This is a genomic window from Anaerobiospirillum sp. NML120449, assembly GCF_023051105.1.
GTDB lineage: Bacteria > Pseudomonadota > Gammaproteobacteria > Enterobacterales > Succinivibrionaceae > Anaerobiospirillum.
This window is the reverse complement of record NZ_JALKIL010000043.1, coordinates 1-17696: the sequence shown is the minus strand read 5'-3', so window position 1 is coordinate 17696 and position 17696 is coordinate 1. Positions and strand designations below refer to the sequence as shown.

At 51.1% G+C, this 17696-nt stretch carries 10 protein-coding genes; 1 reads left to right on the top strand and 9 read right to left on the bottom strand.

All coding sequences use genetic code 11. The annotated features are described in order from the left end of the window. Window positions 1-1201: 1201 nt before the first annotated feature. From MXE41_RS10865 to MXE41_RS10835, 7 genes are all read right to left on the bottom strand, one after another. A complete protein-coding gene (locus MXE41_RS10865; protein WP_246978439.1) occupies window positions 1202-1726 on the bottom strand; it encodes a hypothetical protein in 525 nt (174 codons plus the stop codon). A 454-nt stretch (window positions 1727-2180) separates the two neighbouring features. Next, on the bottom strand, window positions 2181-2840 hold the full coding sequence (gene adk / locus MXE41_RS10860; RefSeq protein WP_246978441.1) for an adenylate kinase: 660 nt from the start codon (window positions 2838-2840) through the stop codon (window positions 2181-2183). A 307-nt stretch (window positions 2841-3147) separates the two neighbouring features. Further along, window positions 3148-5130: a molecular chaperone HtpG gene (gene htpG / locus MXE41_RS10855; protein WP_246978443.1), complete on the bottom strand. Its 1983-nt coding sequence runs from the start codon at window positions 5128-5130 to the stop codon at window positions 3148-3150. Window positions 5131-5743: 613 nt separating this feature from the next. Then, a complete protein-coding gene (gene recR, locus MXE41_RS10850; protein WP_246978445.1) occupies window positions 5744-6349 on the bottom strand; it encodes a recombination mediator RecR in 606 nt (201 codons plus the stop codon). A 390-nt stretch (window positions 6350-6739) separates the two neighbouring features. Next, window positions 6740-7060: a YbaB/EbfC family nucleoid-associated protein gene (locus tag MXE41_RS10845; RefSeq protein WP_246978447.1), complete on the bottom strand. Its 321-nt coding sequence runs from the start codon at window positions 7058-7060 to the stop codon at window positions 6740-6742. A 476-nt stretch (window positions 7061-7536) separates the two neighbouring features. Next, the gene (gene feoB, locus MXE41_RS10840; protein ID WP_247100501.1) at window positions 7537-9669 is read right to left on the bottom strand and encodes a ferrous iron transport protein B; all 2133 of its coding nucleotides are present in this window, start codon (window positions 9667-9669) and stop codon (window positions 7537-7539) included. Between the two features lie 14 nt (window positions 9670-9683). Next, window positions 9684-9914 carry a FeoA family protein gene (locus MXE41_RS10835; RefSeq protein ID WP_247100500.1) on the bottom strand — a complete coding sequence of 77 codons (231 nt, stop codon included), beginning with the start codon at window positions 9912-9914 and terminating at the stop codon, window positions 9684-9686. Between the two features lie 2017 nt (window positions 9915-11931). Between MXE41_RS10835 and MXE41_RS10830 the strand changes: the two genes are divergently transcribed. Then, window positions 11932-13374, top strand: coding sequence for a carbon starvation protein A (locus tag MXE41_RS10830; protein ID WP_247100499.1), 1443 nt, complete (start codon window positions 11932-11934; stop codon window positions 13372-13374). 1339 nt (window positions 13375-14713) lie between these two features. On the opposite strand, the gene MXE41_RS10825 is transcribed toward MXE41_RS10830, so the two are convergent. After that, window positions 14714-15565, bottom strand: coding sequence for a hypothetical protein (locus MXE41_RS10825; protein ID WP_247100498.1), 852 nt, complete (start codon window positions 15563-15565; stop codon window positions 14714-14716). Window positions 15566-16215: 650 nt separating this feature from the next. Then, window positions 16216-16713 carry a hypothetical protein gene (locus MXE41_RS10820; RefSeq protein WP_247100497.1) on the bottom strand — a complete coding sequence of 166 codons (498 nt, stop codon included), beginning with the start codon at window positions 16711-16713 and terminating at the stop codon, window positions 16216-16218. Window positions 16714-17696: the final 983 nt, after the last annotated feature.

Here is a 17696-nt window from a genome sequence, read left to right as displayed (position 1 = left end):
TTGCATCAGAGTAACATGCCAGGTATTACCGGAGCGTTAGCACGGGTAACAGCGTAGTCCTGAACAGCAGCATGACTCTGTGATTAACACAATTGCCCTGGGGGCTTATACAGGCTGCCTGACAGCAACAGCCTTAACGACTGCACAGGCGGCTTCAGACAGCATGTCCGCAAACGCAGGGTTCTGAGATACTGACAGTCCCCGGTCGTATGGGCAGACCATGTCCCGGGCTAAGTCAGCTCACATTCTGACGGCCAGGGACAGTCTGGTGTGTCCTGTACAACTGCAGGAAATGACCATGAGCCCTGCATACACGCTGCACTGTCCAGCGTTTTATGCTACTGCCCTTATGCAGGGACAATAACAAAGCCTCCTGAGTCCTTATCAAGGACCGGGCTGCGGGCGGGTAACGGCAGAAGAACAGCTGCAGTGCGGAAAACAGACAATCCTGCTGTTGATTTAATCAACAGCTCCTGCGTGCAAAAAGGGCACGTCAGGTGATGCAATTATAACCCGTCAAAAGCAGATACATGGCAATTGTGCATTAAGACAATGTGATCATGGTCAAGTTGACTTGAGCTCTTTGTAACGTTGTTCACATTAATTACGCACATAGACGCTGCCCTGCGCCCCGACAAGTCGGCCCTATTGCTCACCCTGGCCCGCGCCGTACGCTGACTCTGCAGCCACTGTGCAGCACTCGCCCCATGCAGCTCCCTGTCTCATGCAGATCGCTGGCCCATGCCTGACAAGCCCAGCTCACTTACATGAAACTGACCTGCCTCCAATGACCAGGGTCATCCCCTGAAATGGCATTAGACAGGGGCAGCCCCGTTTGCACAGCCTGTTTATGACCATGACCATCATCCTGACTGATGGTAATGGAGATTCATGGCCTTATTAACATGAAAGCCATGGGCAGTGATGCTCATGGCTTTCATGTGAGGAAAATAAATATCTCCTGGCAGTCGGACCTGCGACCCTGCCGGGCAAAGCCGGCGCGCAGCGGCAGTGTGCAGCGTCATTGCTATGCACAGGTACGCAGCTTCTGCTCATGGCATGGACGTGCCAATGCAGCTGTCACCTGTTGTGCGCGTGCAGCATGCACTGCGCCTGCAGGTCTGTTGTGCGCGTGCAGCATGCACTGCGCCTGCAGGTCTGGTGAGCACGTGGGCTGCCCTGTACCTCAGGGGGACGGGTATTAACGAAGGGACTGATAATCAAGGAATGAGATGAAGTTGTCGAGCAGACTCTCTGTTTCTTCATTGCGTCCTGAAATGCCCAGCAGCACCAGCTTGCCGGTCTCACCATAGACCAGAGCCTCGATATTGTTATCGCAGTTAAAAGCCCAGGCATTTTTGAGCAGATTGGACTTTACCGGCATGGTGCAGCTCATCTGCTCGGCTGCCACACGGGAGAAGGCAGCCGGAGTAACGGTTTCACCGCTCTTGTCGGAAATATAGGTCACACTGATGGCCAGATCGCCTGACTCATGAACGTAAGACAGAGAGTTCTCCACACTTGGATTTGGCTGAACAGTCCAGAAAGCCGGGCATGGAATATTGTGCTCACGGGCCTCAGCTGCAGTAAGTGGATGGGCAGGAGCTCCGCTTGAAGCGGCTACAGCGGCATCAGGAATGGAAACATTGGGGTCACTGGCCTTGCCGGCAGCCCAGCAGGTGCTGGAGACAATCAGAGCTGAAGTAACAAGTAATGGAAATTTCATCAGTTTTGCTCAGGACACAAAGTACCTGCCCCCAAAAGAAAATAATTACCTGGGATTTTGCTCCCTGGGACGTTCTTACAATTACGGCCCTGTATTTATACCACACTTTATCCCTGGCTTGCCCTGGCCATACCCGCAGGCCATAAAAACGCTGTCATCAGCCCGCCGCACCAGCTGGCCCCTGCCTGCGCACAATGCCTCTGAGCGGCCTGCCCTGTGCAGCAGGCCCTGCACAACATGGCCATGCCGCATGCCCTGCGGTCATAGCTGTGCGGCAGGCGCAGCATGCCAGGAGCGGCCCCATGGGGTACCCCTGCAGCATGGGCACGGCAGTGCAGGGGCTGCGGTTCTGGTGCAGGCTGAGCTGATGGGGATAAAAAAAGCCCCGGGCAAATGACCGAGTGTGAACTGCAGTCTTTTCCGGGGCTCTTTTCAGGCAGCTGATCAGCTTATATTACTTGCTGACAGCGGCCTTTAAACCGTCAACTACTTCCTGAGCGATGGTCTCTACTGGACGGTTGCCGTCAACAGCCATGAATAAAGTCTGGCCCTTGTCAGCAAGATCCTTGTAGAAAGCTACCAGAGGCTCGGTCTGAGTGTGGTAAACCTCAAGACGGGAACGTACGGTGGCTTCTTCGTCATCAGCACGGATTACCAGATCCTCACCGGTTACGTCGTCCTTGCCCTCAACCTTAGGAGGGTTGTAAACGATGTGGTAGGTACGGCCGGAAGCAAGGTGAACACGTCGGCCTGACATACGCTTTACAATCTTCTCGTCTGGTACCTGCAGCTCAACTACACCGTCAATGGTGATGCCGGCATCAACCAGGGCCTGAGCCTGTGGAATGGTACGAGGGAATCCGTCAAAGAGGAAACCGTTCTTGCAGTCGTCAGCAGCAATGCGCTCTTTTACCAGACCGATAATGATGTCATCAGAAACCAGCTGACCGGCATCCATTACTTCCTTGGCCTTTAAGCCTAAAGGAGTACCTTCCTTGATGGCAGCACGCAGCATGTCACCAGTGGAAATCTGAGGAATGGAAAAAGCCTTGGTTAAGGTCTGAGCCTGAGTGCCCTTGCCTGCACCAGGTGGTCCTAACAGAATAATGCGCATTTTTGCTCCTGAAATTATGACAATTCGATAAAGTACATTTTTATTATAACCAATTTGGAGCAAAATCAGCCGTTATTGGCCTTGTATATCTGATTTTTTACCCTTTTTGGATCATAAAGCCCCTGCCAGGATTACTCCTGCAGGGGCTTTTTAAGAATGTATTACTGGTCGCATATGCTGGCCGCTCATGCCTGAGGCAGCTGCGCGTGCTTGAGCTGCATGCAGCTGCCAGGCCGGGCCAGTCTGTCGGCTGTGACCAGCCGGCTGTGAGCGGCCGGTCTGTATCAGGCCCTTACCGGGACTGTTATCAGGCCTCGATGGAGCTGTCACCGTTGCTTTCGGCCTTAACCTCAGCCTGGGCGCTGCCCTTTACCAGCATACGGTTCATGAGCTCAACGAACTCACGCGGATTCTTGATGGAACCCTGGTCAGCCAGGCTGGCCTGCATGAAGATCAGTCTTGCCCAGTCCTTGAAGACGGTCTCGTTAGGCTCGGCATAAGCCTGCTTTACCAGAGCATGCTCAGGGTTAATCTCGAGGATAAATGTCTCCTCAGGCAGCTCGGAGCCCTGCATCTTTGCCAGGAAGCGCATCTGCTGGCTGAAACCGGCGCTGGTGGCAGACTGTACCAGACAGGCTGGAGACTCGGTCAGACCATCAGCTACCCTGACATCCTCAACTGAAGCACCAAGGGCCTCCTTGAAGCGGGTTATCAGATCCTGATTGTCCTTCTGAACCTGCTCACGCTTCTCCTTGTCCTGCTCGTCCTCGAGCTCGCCCAGATCAAGGTCGGCGGAGTTGGCAGAGATAAACTTCTTGCCCTCGTACTCATTGAGGAAAGAGGTAATCCATGGATCGATAGGCTGCTTCCACAGGAGCAGAACTTCGATACCCTTGGCCTTCAGACGCTCGATGTATGGTGAGTTGACGGCCTTTTCATAGTCGTCAGCGCATATGTAGTAAATGTTCTTCTGCTTGTCCTTCATACGGGAGATGTAGTCGTCCAGGGAGACATTGCAGGCTGGACGTGAGTCTTCGGTAGAGGCAAAGCGGATAAGCTTGAGAATCTTGTTGCCATTCTCGCGGTCGTCAGAAATACCTTCCTTGAGAACATCGTTGAATGAGGCAACGAATCTGGCGTACTGATCCTTGTCAGCGCTGAGCTTCTCAATCATGTTAAGAGCACGCTTGGTAATGGCGCTCTTTAACCTGCGGCTGACACGGCTCTCCTGAAGGAGTTCACGGGATACGTTTAATGGCAGAGCATTGGTGTCTACCAGACCGCGTACGAAACGCAGGTAGGATGGCAGGAACTGCTCGCCCTCATCCATGATGAATACACGCTGTACATACAGCTTGATGCCATGATGGTTGTCACGCATCATCATATTCATTGGAGCCATGGATGGCAGGTACAGTAAGGAGGTGTACTCAAGCTCACCCTCAACCTTGTTGTGAGACCAGCTCAGAGGGTCGGAGTAATCGTTGAAAGCGTGCTTGTAGAAGCTCTTGTAGTCATCATCGCTAACTTCCTTAGGATTGCGGGTCCATAAGGCCTGGGCATTGTTGACCTGAACAAACTTCTGAACTTCCTTTGGCTCCGGCTCCTTGTCCTCACCCTCGGCTGGCTGAGCATTCTCATCCTTTTCATAGGTGGTATCAAAGAGCTCAACAGGAGTGCTGATGTGGTCAGAGTACTTGGTGATGGCTGCTCTTAAGGTCCAGTTCTCCAGGAACTCGGTGTTGCCTTCCTTGATGTGCAGAATGATCTTGGTGCCGCGCTCTGGAACAGAGATGTTCTCAGACTCGAAAGTACCGTTACCGGTAGAGGTCCAGCGTACGCCCTCTTCAGCAGTGGCCTTGGCAGAACGGGAGATTACGGTAACCTGGTCGGCTACGATAAAGGCAGAGTAGAAGCCTACACCGAACTGACCGATAAGCTGGGAATCCCTGGCCTGATCACCTGAGAGATTCTTTACAAACTCTTCAGTGCCGGACTTGGCAATGGTACCCAGGTTGGCATTGGCCTCCTCAAGGGTCATACCAAGACCGTTATCCTGGATGGTAAGAGTGCTGGTTTCCTTGTCGGCACGAACGCGAATCTTGAACTCAGGATCATCCTTGATAAGCTCCGGGTTGGTCAGGGACATGAAGTGGAGCTTGTCGATAGCGTCAGAGGCGTTGGAAATCAGCTCACGTAAGAAAACTTCCTTATTTGAGTACAGGGAGTGAGCAAGTAAGTTTAAAAGCTTGGTAACTTCGGTCTGAAAGCCGTGTACAGTAGCTGACATTTTTAATCTCCACCGGCACCGTCAGTAAAAGCGCTGACCAGAGGTCGCGCTCCTGCTCCTGATCTGGCCGGTTGCTCTGTTCTGGCAGGCCGCACAATGCGGCAGCCTTATTGTCCAGAACTAAACTACAAACCATGCAGGCAAATGGCCGGGGCTGGCTAATCGTCCTGAGCATCAGATATGGTGCTCACGCGATTAGCTAGCAGCAGCCCATCCCCTGCAGCTGTTCTACTAACTGGGGACGGGCACACACCATTTCAAGACTGACCTTAATTTTTTTCACCCTCACCTCACCGCCACCACCACAACCGGTAAGTCCAGCCGCTCATCCCTGCCCTGCGCGCCGTTCCCTCCAGGCAAGGCCATGCCAGTCATCCAGGTCAGGCAGCCAGACCAGGCAACCAGGCCAGGCAGCATGGAAAGTCAGGCACCAACCATTAATCCCGGCCCTGCTCCCACTAAAACGACAGTGGCCCGCTTGAGCTTGCTTTGAGCTGAGAGCGGGCCACTTGAAATGACTTGAGCAAAATGACAGATACCACGACCAGACTTAGGCGGTCTCAGCCCTGTCAGGACATGAGATGAAAACCTGGGACGTTCGTGCCTGGACTTATCAGGAAAATGGGCGGCGGTTCATCAGTGAGCTTGCCAGGGTCTTCTGGTCAACTGTATCAAGATCACCGCCCAGAGGAACGCCTGAGGCAATTTTGGAGATATTGCTGATGTTGTGACGCTGAGCCAGAGAAGCAATAAATGACGCTGTGGCATCGCCCTCAATGGTGGGGTTGGTAGCCAGAATAATCTCGTCAAACTGACCTGTAGCCAGCAGCGTATCCAGAAGTGGCAGTCCCAGCTCACGGGCACCTATGCCGTCAATTGGGGAGAGATGGCCGTGAAGCACAAAATACAGACCAAAGAAGTTGTTGCTGTTTTCAATGGCCTCAACATCAGACGGGCTTTCGACTATGCACAGTGCCCTTGCGTTATGCCTCTCCTGATTTGAGCAGATACGGCACAGCTCATTATCAGAGTAGTTGCGACAGCAATTGCACAGTCTGATGCTGTTCATGGCCTCTATCAGCACCTTGCCCAGCTCTATGGCGTCATTACGCCTGCGATCAAGCAGATAGTAGGCAATACGTGCAGCTGAACGGCCGCCCACGCCAGGCTGAACCTGCAGAGCTTTAATGAGCTTGTCCAGATGGGTAGATGATGACATCAGTTTTTCCTGAGTTAAGCTGCCCCTGTCCACTCGGCCCAGCAGCCCCATACTGCCTCACAGTTCGCCCGGCCTGGCCTCATGGAATGGACTAACGTCCAGGCCTCATGGAACGGCCTCACGTCCAGGTCTCATGGAGCGGCCTCACGTCCAGGTCTCATGGAGCGGCCTCATGGAATGGACTCACGGTCATGGCCCATGGCATGGACTCATGCCAGGTCAGGCTGGACCAGGGAGCTGGGGGGTTGGGATAGGCAAAGCCAGGGGCTTGCTGAGTGGATAAGTATAGAGTTTGAGGGCTGTAAAAACATCAAAACCCAGTTTCCGCAGCCTTATGCTGAAGAAAACCGGGTTTTTCACTTCAGGCCATGGGCCCTGCATGTCAAAGCATTAGAAAGGAAGCTTCATGCCTGGTGGTAATGGGATACCGGCAGTTACCTGCTCCATCTTGGCCTTGCTTTGCTCTTCAACACGTCTGTTGGCATCATTGCAGGCAGCTGCAATTAAATCCTCGAGCATGTCCTTGTCATCAGACAGGAGGCTGTCATCGATGGAAACACGACGTACCTCATGACGACCATTGACAGTGACCTTTACCAGACCGGCACCGGCTTCACCAGTGCACTCCAGATTGGCGACTTCTTCTTGAGCTTTAGCCAGACGCTCCTGAAGCATTTGAGCCTGCTTCATCATGTTGCCCATGTTAAACATGTTTTTTACTCCAGATGGAAATTTTTACTATTTTGACCAGGCTGGGCCTAAAACTCAAGATCCAGGCGATAAAGAGAAAAAATTTTTTCGCCCATGACCGGCCGCGCAATGCCCGGAACACCCGGCGCTGCAGACCGCCCAAATGCCCTTAAGGCATAACTGCGTCAGGGTGCGCGCCCGTCCGGCCAGCCGGTACTCTATCTGATGGATGGCTGCCGGGGCTGCCGGGGCTGCCTTCTGGCAGTGGCGGCAGGGATATCTGGCTTTGGCTCATAAGCAAAAGGCGATCGCTTTGCCCAGGGGCAGAAACGATCGCCTTTTATTTACGGCAGGAGCCGCTGTGTACGGGCAGATTATGGAGCCATGGCCAGAGGCGGGGTACCGCCTCCCATCAGTTGTGACCCTGCTCCTGTGCCGCGTTATCACCTGTTATGGTGGTCAGAGCTCTGAGATTTTTCAGAGTCTGTATTGTTCAGTCAGACCTGCTTAACAGGAATGCGCAGGCTGGTACCCTTACGCTCTGGACGGAATACCAGATAAAGGGCAACCAGTACCAGAACACCTGCTACTACAGTGCCTGGACCGAATGGAACCTGACCGGTTACGAAGCCGCCAATCTCGTAAATGATCATGGCAAGACAGTAAGAAAAGACCAGCATGTAGACTACAGCAAAGGTGAACAGACGTGGGCTGTTGAGCTGACGCTTCATGGCACCAAGAGCTGCGATACATGGAGTTGAGAACAGGTTGAAGGCAAGGAAGGACATGGCAGCTGCAGAGGTGGTGAACTCACCATTGAGGGCTGCGCCAAGGCTGGCGTCATCCTCGGCAACCTCGCCCAGACCAAGCAGAACAGCCAGAGTGCCTACTACATTCTCCTTGGCCAGCAGACCGGTGAAGATAGCTACGGAAGCCTGCCAGGAGGCAAAACCCAGAGGAATGAAGATGAAGGCAATGGCAGAACCGATAACAGCCAGCAGAGAGTTGTTAACCTCAACCATGCCAAAGCCGTCAGCTGTGAAGTTGAAGTTGGACAGGAACCATACAACTACAACAGTTGCGAAAATTACGGTACCGGCCTTGATAACGAATGCACGGCAGCGCTCATAGGTGGAACGCATTACATTGCGCAGCTTAGGCAGAGTGTAGTTAGGCATCTCAAGAACGAATGGAGATACCTCTTCCTTGAAAGTGGAGTCCTTCTTGAGGATAAAGGCAGTAAAGCCAATGGAGAAAATGGCAAGGAAGTATACAGCCGGAGCTACCAGAGTGGACTCAGGGAAGAAAGCGGCAGCAATCATGGCAAGGATTGGCAGCTTGGCTGAGCATGGCACAAAGGTAGTAGTAATAATGGTGATGCGCTTTTCATTGATATTATCAATGTTATTGGTGGCCATAATGGCAGGCACGCCACAGCCGGAGGCAACGACCATTGGGATAAAGCAGCGGCCGGAAAGACCAAAGTGACGGAAGATGCGGTCCAGAACGAAAGCCACACGGGTCATGTAGCCGCTCTGCTCAAGTAAGGACAGCAGGATGAAGAGCACAATCATCTGAGGTACAAAGCCCAGAACAGCGCCTACACCGCCGATAATGCCGTCAACTACCAGACCGGAGAGCCACTCTGGAGCATTGACGCTTTCCATAACGGAAGTAGCTGCATTAGTGGCATACTCGCCAAAGAGTACATCGTTGGCATAATCAGTACCCATGGTACCAATGGTGCTTACGGCCAGATAGTAGACTATGTAAACGATGAAAACGAAGATTGGAATGGCCAGGAAACGGTTGGTGACAATATCATCAATGCGCTTCGACAGGCTGTTGTAACGGCCCTCACCTTTGGTAACGCTGTCCTTGATAATGCCGTCAATCCAGGCATAACGCTCCTGGGCAACCAGGCTTTCAACATCAGTGGAGAACTCCTTCTCCAGAGACATGATTTGACGGTTGACCTCAGTCAGGAGCTTTTCATTGTCAGCATAGGCTGCCATGTAGGCCTTGTCGTGCTGGAGCAGAGACAGGGCGATAAAGTTGCGGCCGCCCTCAAACTCAACATCTGGAACGGCAGCAGCAACGCTGGCAACGCTGCTGCCAAGCTTCTCATCATAGTAAGTGCTGCTGGTTACATGAGCCTTTTCAACTGCAGCAAAGAGATCATCAAGACCCTCCTCGTGGGCAGCGGAAATGGCAACAACAGGTACGCCAAAACGCTCACTCAGAGCACTGGTGTTGATGGTGATGTTTTCCTTGCGGGCAAGGTCCATCATGTTGATGGCAATAACCATAGGGCGCTTGAAAGAAAGCAGCTCACAGGTCAGGGAAAGGGAACGCTCAAGGTGGGTGGCATCGACAATGTTGACGATAACGTCATAGTCGCCACTCAGCAGGAAATCACGGGATACGATTTCCTCAGGAGAGTAAGGGGAAAGGGAATAAAGACCAGGAAGGTCAGCTACCTTGATGTTGCGGGATGAGATAAAGCCGGTACTCTTGTCCAGAGTAACACCAGGCCAGTTGCCCACATACTGATTGGAGCCGGTCAGGCAATTGAATAAAGTGGTCTTACCGCAGTTCTGATTACCAATTAAGGCAATGGTTTTGCTCATTTCAGGCTCCTGGATTACTGGGCAATTTCAATTAAACGGGCGTCTTCCTTACGGATGGTGAGAGCATACCCTCTAACCTTAAGCTCAACAGGATCACCTAAAGGAGCAAAACGCATAATCTCCACGTGAGTCTCAGGAGTCAGGCCCATATCAAGGAGGCGACGACGAAGAGAGGTATTGTGACCATTAACGGCTACTACTGTGCCGCTCTGGCCAGGCTCTAAAGTATCTAAAGTCTTTTTCATAATTCTTAAGCCCGCAGGCTTTTGCCACTTTTAGAAAAACTTTGCTCGTCAGACCCGGCAACGCTTTTGGCTGCATTTACTGTAAAAGCACTGCACAGACTGTCGTGTGCCTTGCGCACAGCTGCCGGATGACTGAAAAACTACGGGAAAGCTCGTTCAGGGACTGCTCCCTTTTCCTGTGTCCATCAGATATCAGAGCTTGAGAAACTAATGTCTCGTGCGACCGGCCTCTCACTGCAGACTCAGGCTAAAACCCAATAACCACTGTTGACCTTTCGCAAAATAATGCTGGAACCTGGTGACTGTGATATCTGCAGTCACTGCCTGCCCCTGAAATTAATTCAGGCTGCAGAGTTCAGGCATTCAGGTGCTGATGAACAGCACCTGCCAATGAGAAATCCTTACGAGGGTCAGATAAGTATGTTGTGCTGTCAGGAGTCAGTCCTCCTGGACGGTATCAGTCCTGCTGGACGGTATCAGTCCTGGTCAGGCTGTATCTGTTTGTATAAGCCTTTGTCAGGCTCTGTCAGCTCTGGTCAGCCGCAACTATATCGCGTTACCCTCTGCTTGCGTAAGTTAGTCTATACTTACCAATATCCATTTTCAATAACTATTAGCGCAAAAATAGCGTCCGCTCACCAAAAGGCTCTCAAAGGTATGGCTAAACCTTATAATTATACCACCCCTTACCTGCAATAAATCCCGTATTTAAGGGATTTTATCCGTGACTGCACTCCCACATTATCCCCAGCAGCAGTTAATCAAATCAGTTAAATAATTTCCCTGAAAAAATTGAATCTATGCGCCCCTTTCCAGGGCAATACCAACCGCACCTGCAGACCTCACCAGATCCATTTACCAGCCTGCCCACATGCCCGGCCCTTAAGTCCGTCCACTACCCTGTCTGCCAATCTGTCCAACTGCCCACATGCCCGTCACTTAAGTCCGTCCACTATCCTGTCTGCCAGTCTGTCCAACTGTCCACATGCCCGTCACTTAAGTCCGTCCACTATCCTGTCTGCCAGTCTGTCCAACTGCCAACATGCCCTACCCCTAAGTCCGTCCATAAGCCCACCAGGCCCGTCCATACAAAGCAGTGGTCATCCGCTGTCTCAGTCCCTGCCTCCGGGAACGTCTACTGTCTCCAACTGGACATTAAGCCCGCCATCCCATCAGACCGCTTGCGGCTTCGTGCCCGATCCTGACGGTGGCTAAGCCGTCCAGACGCTGCTGTCTTGCCGCTTGCCACTTACGGATGCATATCCAACGGTGCGAAGCCAGCCTGATGCTGGCAGGTTACGGCTGCGGATGCGGCATTGCTCTATCTGCACAGTACATTGGTGTATAAGTTCAGGTGTGCAATCTGGAGCGGTGCATAACAATGTCAGGCATCTGATACAGCTGAGGGCTATGATCCGGGTTGCAATTTTTTGAGTGATACACATGGCAATGAGTTGATACATTTAACTGCAATGTTGTTAAGTGAATCAACTGAGTCCAGATATGTATTTATCAATATCAAAAATGCCATTGACATCAATATGTTTTACCATTTCGATAAATATGCTCTTTTTGTGATGAAATGCCGGACTGTACTCACGAGTGGAGCAGTCACCATATTTTTTCACTTAATTGTGAAATATTTACCCAAAATCGGATCCAGCTCATAAATTTAATTATTTGATGGGAGCTGGCACTCACTTTCAGGGTAAATTTGAGGGGCATTTGACATTGCAGGGTTAAAATCAGTGCAGTGTCGCTGACGACAAACGCTTGCAGTTTTGACTGCACGGACAGGCGCCAGACCGGATCTGTTAATGCAAAACTGATAAAGAGCATGCTGGCCGGCATGGCAGTGACCAGTGCAACAGCAAATATGCAAACATTTGGCGGCAGCCCATCCTTACCACCGTTTCAGAAATTGCTGAGACAGATTTGAGTTGCGGTTATGTTGGAAGACTGTAATGCGGTAAGGGAATAGTGAATTTGTTGATGTTGTTATTAGAAGGAGTCACAAATGCCAAGGTATATGTGGTTCATCATTGCCACAATCGCTCTGATTGTCGGCTATATCGTTTATGGCAAGATCGTTGAAAAGATCTTCGCCCCTGATCCAAACCGCAAAACTCCGGCTGTTACCAAATACGACGGCGTTGACTACGTTACCATGCCAAAATGGAAGCTGTGGTTAATTCAGCTGCTTAACATCGCTGGCGTAGGCCCTGTATTCGGCCCTATCATGGGTGCTCTGTACGGCCCTCAGGCCCTGATCTGGATCGTTATCGGCTCCATCTTTGCCGGTGCTGTTCACGATTACTTCGGTGGTATGCTGTCCGTACGTTATCAGGGTGCTAACGTTCCTCAGATCGTCGGTTACAACCTTGGCAAGCTCTTCAAGCAGATCATGCGCGTATTCGCCGTTATCCTGCTGCTGCTCGTAGGTGTGGTATTCGCAACTGCCCCTGCCAACCTGCTGGCCAAGCTGACTCCTGAAACTCTGGACTTCGGCTTCTGGCTGACTGTTATCTTTATCTACTACTTCATTGCCACCCTGGTGCCAATTGACAAGCTGATTGGCCGTATCTACCCAATCTTCGGTGCTCTGTTAATCATCATGGCTGTTGGTATTACTGCCGCCATGTTCATAAAGATGCCAGAAAACTTCTACTCCTGGGCCGAGTGGGGCGTAAACCCTCATCCACAGGATCTGCCATTATGGCCTCTCATGTTCATCACAATTGCCTGTGGTGCCCTGTCGGGCTTCCACGCCACTCAGTCTCCACTGATGGCCCGCTGCATTGAGAACGAGAACGAAGGCCGCATGGTATTCTACGGTGGCATGATCGCTGAAGGCTTCATAGGTCTGGTATGGTGTACTGTTGGTATGACTTTCTACACCGACCCGGCAACCTTAAATGACACCATCAATGCCGGCACTGCCTCTGCTGTTGTTTATGACAGCTCTGTAGCCCTGATGGGCACCTTCGGTGGCTTACTGGCCATTCTGGGTGTTATCGTTCTGCCAATCACCTCTGGTGATACCTCTTTCCGTGCTGCACGTCTGACCATTGCTGAAGTATTCAACTTTGACCAGACCAGCAAGGTAAAGCGTCTTATTATTGCTGTGCCAGTATTTGCTCTTGGTGTTGCCCTGTCTCAGATCGACTTCAACATCATCTGGAGATACTTCGGCTGGTCCAACCAGACTCTGGCTGCCATCATGCTGTGGACTGCCGCTGCTTACCTGTACCGTCGTGAGAAGTTCCACTGGATTGTTACCATTCCAGGTGCTTTCATCACCGCTGCATGTATCACCTACATTCTCTACGAGCCAAATATGGGTCTGGGCATGGATATCTACATCTCCCAGGTCATCGGCCTCGTTGCTACCGTATGCATCCTGCTGGTCTTCTTAAAGCTGGGCCGCAAGGAAATCGAAGGTGCTCCATTAGACGTCTAAGCGTCAGCACAAAATTCCATACGGCCATGATGCCGTAATATGACAAAAGCCCCGCAGATCAAGGCCCAGGCCCTGACAGCGGGGCTTTTTCATGCCCATAAACCACCACTGGTACCAGCCCACTTCGCCCTGCCCATCATCCGGGCAATTCCTTCCTGCCTTTCATCCGGGAAACTCTTCCCTGCCTTTCATACAGGCCATTCTTCCCTGTCTTTCATCCGGGCAACTCTTCCCTGCCTTTCATACAGGCCATTCTTCCCTGTCTTTCATCCGGGCAACTCTTCCCTGCCTTTCATACAGGCAACTCTTCCCTGCCTTTCATACAGGCCATTCCTCCCTGTCTTTCATCCGGGCAATTCCTTCCTGACTTTCATCCGGGCAACTCTTCCCTGCCTCTCATACAGGCCATTCTGCTATCTCCCTCAACGGAGCAACCTTATCCTTGCAATCCATCCCTGTCCAGCAACAGCCAATCGTCATCAAGGCCGCTCTGCCGTATCCCTGTCCAGCACAATCTTATCTTTGCAATTCACCCCTGGCCGACTCCAGCTCAACGACTACTGATACGCAGCATCTGCCTACCTCCAGTGCGGCGTCTGATTGCGCCATTCCCCGCTCTCATCAACGGATAATCTTAAGCCTGTAAAGCGCATACCATGCGCATCAAAGCCAGCTCAGAACCCTCTTAATAATTACGCTTCAAAAAAATTTAGAAAGTATTTTAAGGAACAGCAACTATGATGCAGCAACTGCCTCTCTATCCATTCTAATTTGTTTTGTAAATTAGTTTTTTTTGATAATGCCTTTATGTTATGGACCAGGTTTTTGTTACAAATGTCGGCCCCGTTATCCGCAATATAAATTATTATGTAAAGCTATATCCGGGATCAACATATGAGTGAATGACATCAGGTTCGCCCTTACTACATGCCAGCATCAGGTGACAGCTTTCAGAGCATAGTAATTATTGAGCCTGAAACTCACCTGCTTGCAGCGGTGTGATTAAACAGAAATGGCAGAAGTAAGGGGATGGGCGCTATGCGATGCGATGGGATGAACGCGATACTATGAGATTGGATGGTATGCGATGGGATGGGATGGGATGGGATGGGATGGGATGGGCGCGATGCGATGGGGCTCGGCTGACGTGGCTGAATGAGACAGCCCGGGTGTGGGTGCTTATCTGATAATAAAAAATGCCGCCCCGTGTGCAGCGGAACGGCATCAGCGTCTGTATGCAAACCCGTTTGAGGCTGCTGCTCCGAAGCATAGGTGTTTTTCGGAGGCAGTCTCTCAGGGCTTAAACTGTTTTTAAGATTTGGATTCTGCGAAGCTCTGATTAGAAGTAGAGGCTGCCGCGCAGGTAGGCACCGGCGCAATTGTCAGTCTCAAAGTTGGCAAAATCGTTGCCGTCCTTGTCGTAGAGCTTGAACTCGCGGTCAAAGAAGGTAAACAGACCGCCGGATAATACTAAACCAAGTGGGGTGTTCCAGGTGACACCGATGCTTGCGCCCTGAGACTTCTCACGCATAAAGCCCTCAGACAGGCGGCCCTTGCGTGCAATATCATCGCCCATGTAGTAGGTATCATTGATAGTCAGATATGTCAGATCAGCAGACCATGACTTGTTGAAGCGGTAGTTCACCCTGGTTGCAGGATAAGCAATGGAGCCGCTCCAGCCGTGATCGCGCTCTTCACCAATCTTCAGGCCTACGATAGGCAGGAAAACATTGTCTGCAGCGTTGAGGTTGGCGTAAGCACCAACGTAAGCGGTCATGCCGTTCATAAAGGTCCAGCCTAAAGCCAGACGAGGGCTGATGTTGTAGCTGTCGCCAAGGCTGATGTCATCCTCAAAAAGAGTACCGAGGGTTACACCGGCATAGCCTACCAGGCTGGTGCTCAGGGCACGCTCGGCGCGCAAGTCAACAGTAAACTTGTTCAGGCTGTCAAATGGATCGAAAGAACCGCTAAAGTTGTATTCAGTACGCATGTAACCGATGGTCATGTACTCATTACCGACGTTCACGCCAAAGCTGGAGGTCTTAAGATCGGTATCGGTGCCATTGATGTTGGCATCACCTGATGCCATAACATCTGTATTTACATAGAAATTAGGAGCGGTGTAGGCAACAGAGCTGAAGCTGAGCGCCATGGCGGCGGCTGCAGCACATGCGAGTTTACTGAGTTTCATAAAAATCCTGGTTGATGGAAGAATTCAGGACTTAGAGCATCCTGCCCGTCAAAGTCCCTTAGGCATACAAACACAGATCCGGGCACTCGGATCTGATTCCTCGAAACACGGCCATTAGAAAAATGGCCATTACTTTTTTCCTGATAGTAATGTTGTTTTTCAGCTTAGGCAGGCCATTGTTGGTGAGGGGCCTAATCAACTGGCGGCATTATAGCAACAGAAGTTTGAGCTATTCCGTTTAAAAAAGGGGCAAATGTCAGTAAAAACAAATTATTTTTCAAATTTTTGGATGTAACTGCCAAACACTGTCAAACCGCATGTTTAAGCGGCCTACGAAACATACACTAGTGTCAGTAATGTCAGTTTACAGTCACACTGTATGTAAATAAAGTGTAAATTCTTATCTTGCACCAACATGATATTGTCATCCGACATTAAAAATCGACACTGTTCAATAACAGGGCAGACAAATCATATTTTGCCCCAATCCCCCCACTGCTTGGTTCACAGCCATAACGAACAGGCACGACCACAAGTACTGCACCGGCTATCAAGGCAATTCCCCCTGCCATAGCATGGCCGTCCTGCCCTCTTTCTGTCCTGATCTGTTCACGCTGCCACTGCCAGACCTGCCTGCCCGCATTGCCCGGCTATGCCACTGCATACCAGGTAACCGAATGACCTGCTAATACCAGCAAGGCAGCTGAGTGCTCTGCCAATTCGTGCCCGGCAGCTGAATGCTCTGCCAATACCTGACAGGCAACCGAATGCCCTGCCAATACCTGACAGGCAACCGAATGCTCTGCCAATACCTGACAGGCAACCGAATGCTCTGCCAATACCTGACAGGCAACCGAATGCTCTGCCAATACCTGCAAGGCAACCAAATGCCCTGCCAATACCTGCCAGGCAGCTGAATGCCCGACCAATACCTGCCCGGCAACCGAATGCTCTGCCAATACCTGCCTGGCAACCAAATGCCCTGCCAATACCTGCCCGGCAGCTGAATGCTCTGCCAATACCTGCCTGGCAACCAAATGCCCTGCCAATACCTGACAGGCAACCGAATGCTCTGCCAATACCTGCCAGGCAGCTGAATGCCCTGCTAATACCTGCCAGGCAGCTGAATGCCCTGCTAATACCAGCAAGGCAGCTGAGTGCTCTGCCAATTCGTGCCCGGCAGCTGTGTGCCTGCTGTGATAATTATGAGGATGACCGTGTATCCGTCAACAGCATGCCCCATCAGTGCTCTGAGATGGCACTGTGCTCTTGCTTAACGCTGGTTATGCTTATGCCTACCCTTATGCTTATGGGGAGCAAAGGTATGGCCAGGTGAGTGGAACAGCAAATGGGTGGGAGATGGTAAATGAGATGGTGAGGCGTAGTTCGTACTGAGCTGTCAATGTGAGCTGATCCATGGACTGATTATCAGCTGGTTGAGAGCCTCAGTTGAAAAAACTGTGTTTTTCCATCATTACGATTAAAGGCAGGCAGCGATACTGCATCTTGCTGTAAGCATTACTGTGGGGCTGCGCAAGTAGCGCTTCGTACACGATTTAATAGCGGTTGCATGGACAGTTGTACGACCGTTTAAGCCAATAACTCCAATGGACAGACTAAATAATTCGTAATTTTTTGATGAACCTGGCAAATTTGCATTAAAGCGCCCCAGGTAACTGCTTTAAGGCCCGCAAAGCCCGTCAGTTCGGCACTGGCGCTGTATTATAATCTGTGCAAATGATGTCTTATGGCGCGTATATGACACCTCAGGACAGATTCATGAACATAGCCTGCCAGCCCATGTTGGCAGTTGCAATGGCAAAAGCAATGGCAATTGATTCTGACCTCACTGTATGTGCCAGACAAACAGGCTGATACAAGACGTTTATCCAGCTCCTGATGCTTGGAGCGCAGCTGCAGCGCAAAAAACATTTTGTTCTGTGTAATTGACGCATTAGAAGATAACTTTGGCCTGCATACATCACAATTTGATACTAATTGACGCATATAGACGGACAATGTTTACGTAGAAGCCCTAAACAATAGATGTTTATAAATGTATGTGATTTACATAGCAGGTTAATATAGTGTAGTTTTGGAAGAAAGTTAGCAGGGGGTCATGATGGTAAAT

Bases quoted from the DNA above. Each gene is read 5' to 3' on its own strand.
- MXE41_RS10865 (WP_246978439.1), bottom strand. From the start codon at position 1,726: ATGAAATTTCCATTACTTGTTACTTCAGCTCTGATTGTCTCCAGCACC.
- adk (WP_246978441.1), bottom strand. From the start codon at position 2,840: ATGCGCATTATTCTGTTAGGACCACCTGGTGCAGGCAAGGGCACTCAG.
- htpG (WP_246978443.1), bottom strand. From the start codon at position 5,130: ATGTCAGCTACTGTACACGGCTTTCAGACCGAAGTTACCAAGCTTTTA.
- recR (WP_246978445.1), bottom strand. From the start codon at position 6,349: ATGTCATCATCTACCCATCTGGACAAGCTCATTAAAGCTCTGCAGGTT.
- MXE41_RS10845 (WP_246978447.1), bottom strand. From the start codon at position 7,060: ATGTTTAACATGGGCAACATGATGAAGCAGGCTCAAATGCTTCAGGAG.
- feoB (WP_247100501.1), bottom strand. From the start codon at position 9,669: ATGAGCAAAACCATTGCCTTAATTGGTAATCAGAACTGCGGTAAGACC.
- MXE41_RS10835 (WP_247100500.1), bottom strand. From the start codon at position 9,914: ATGAAAAAGACTTTAGATACTTTAGAGCCTGGCCAGAGCGGCACAGTA.
- MXE41_RS10830 (WP_247100499.1), top strand. From the start codon at position 11,932: ATGCCAAGGTATATGTGGTTCATCATTGCCACAATCGCTCTGATTGTC.
- MXE41_RS10825 (WP_247100498.1), bottom strand. From the start codon at position 15,565: ATGAAACTCAGTAAACTCGCATGTGCTGCAGCCGCCGCCATGGCGCTC.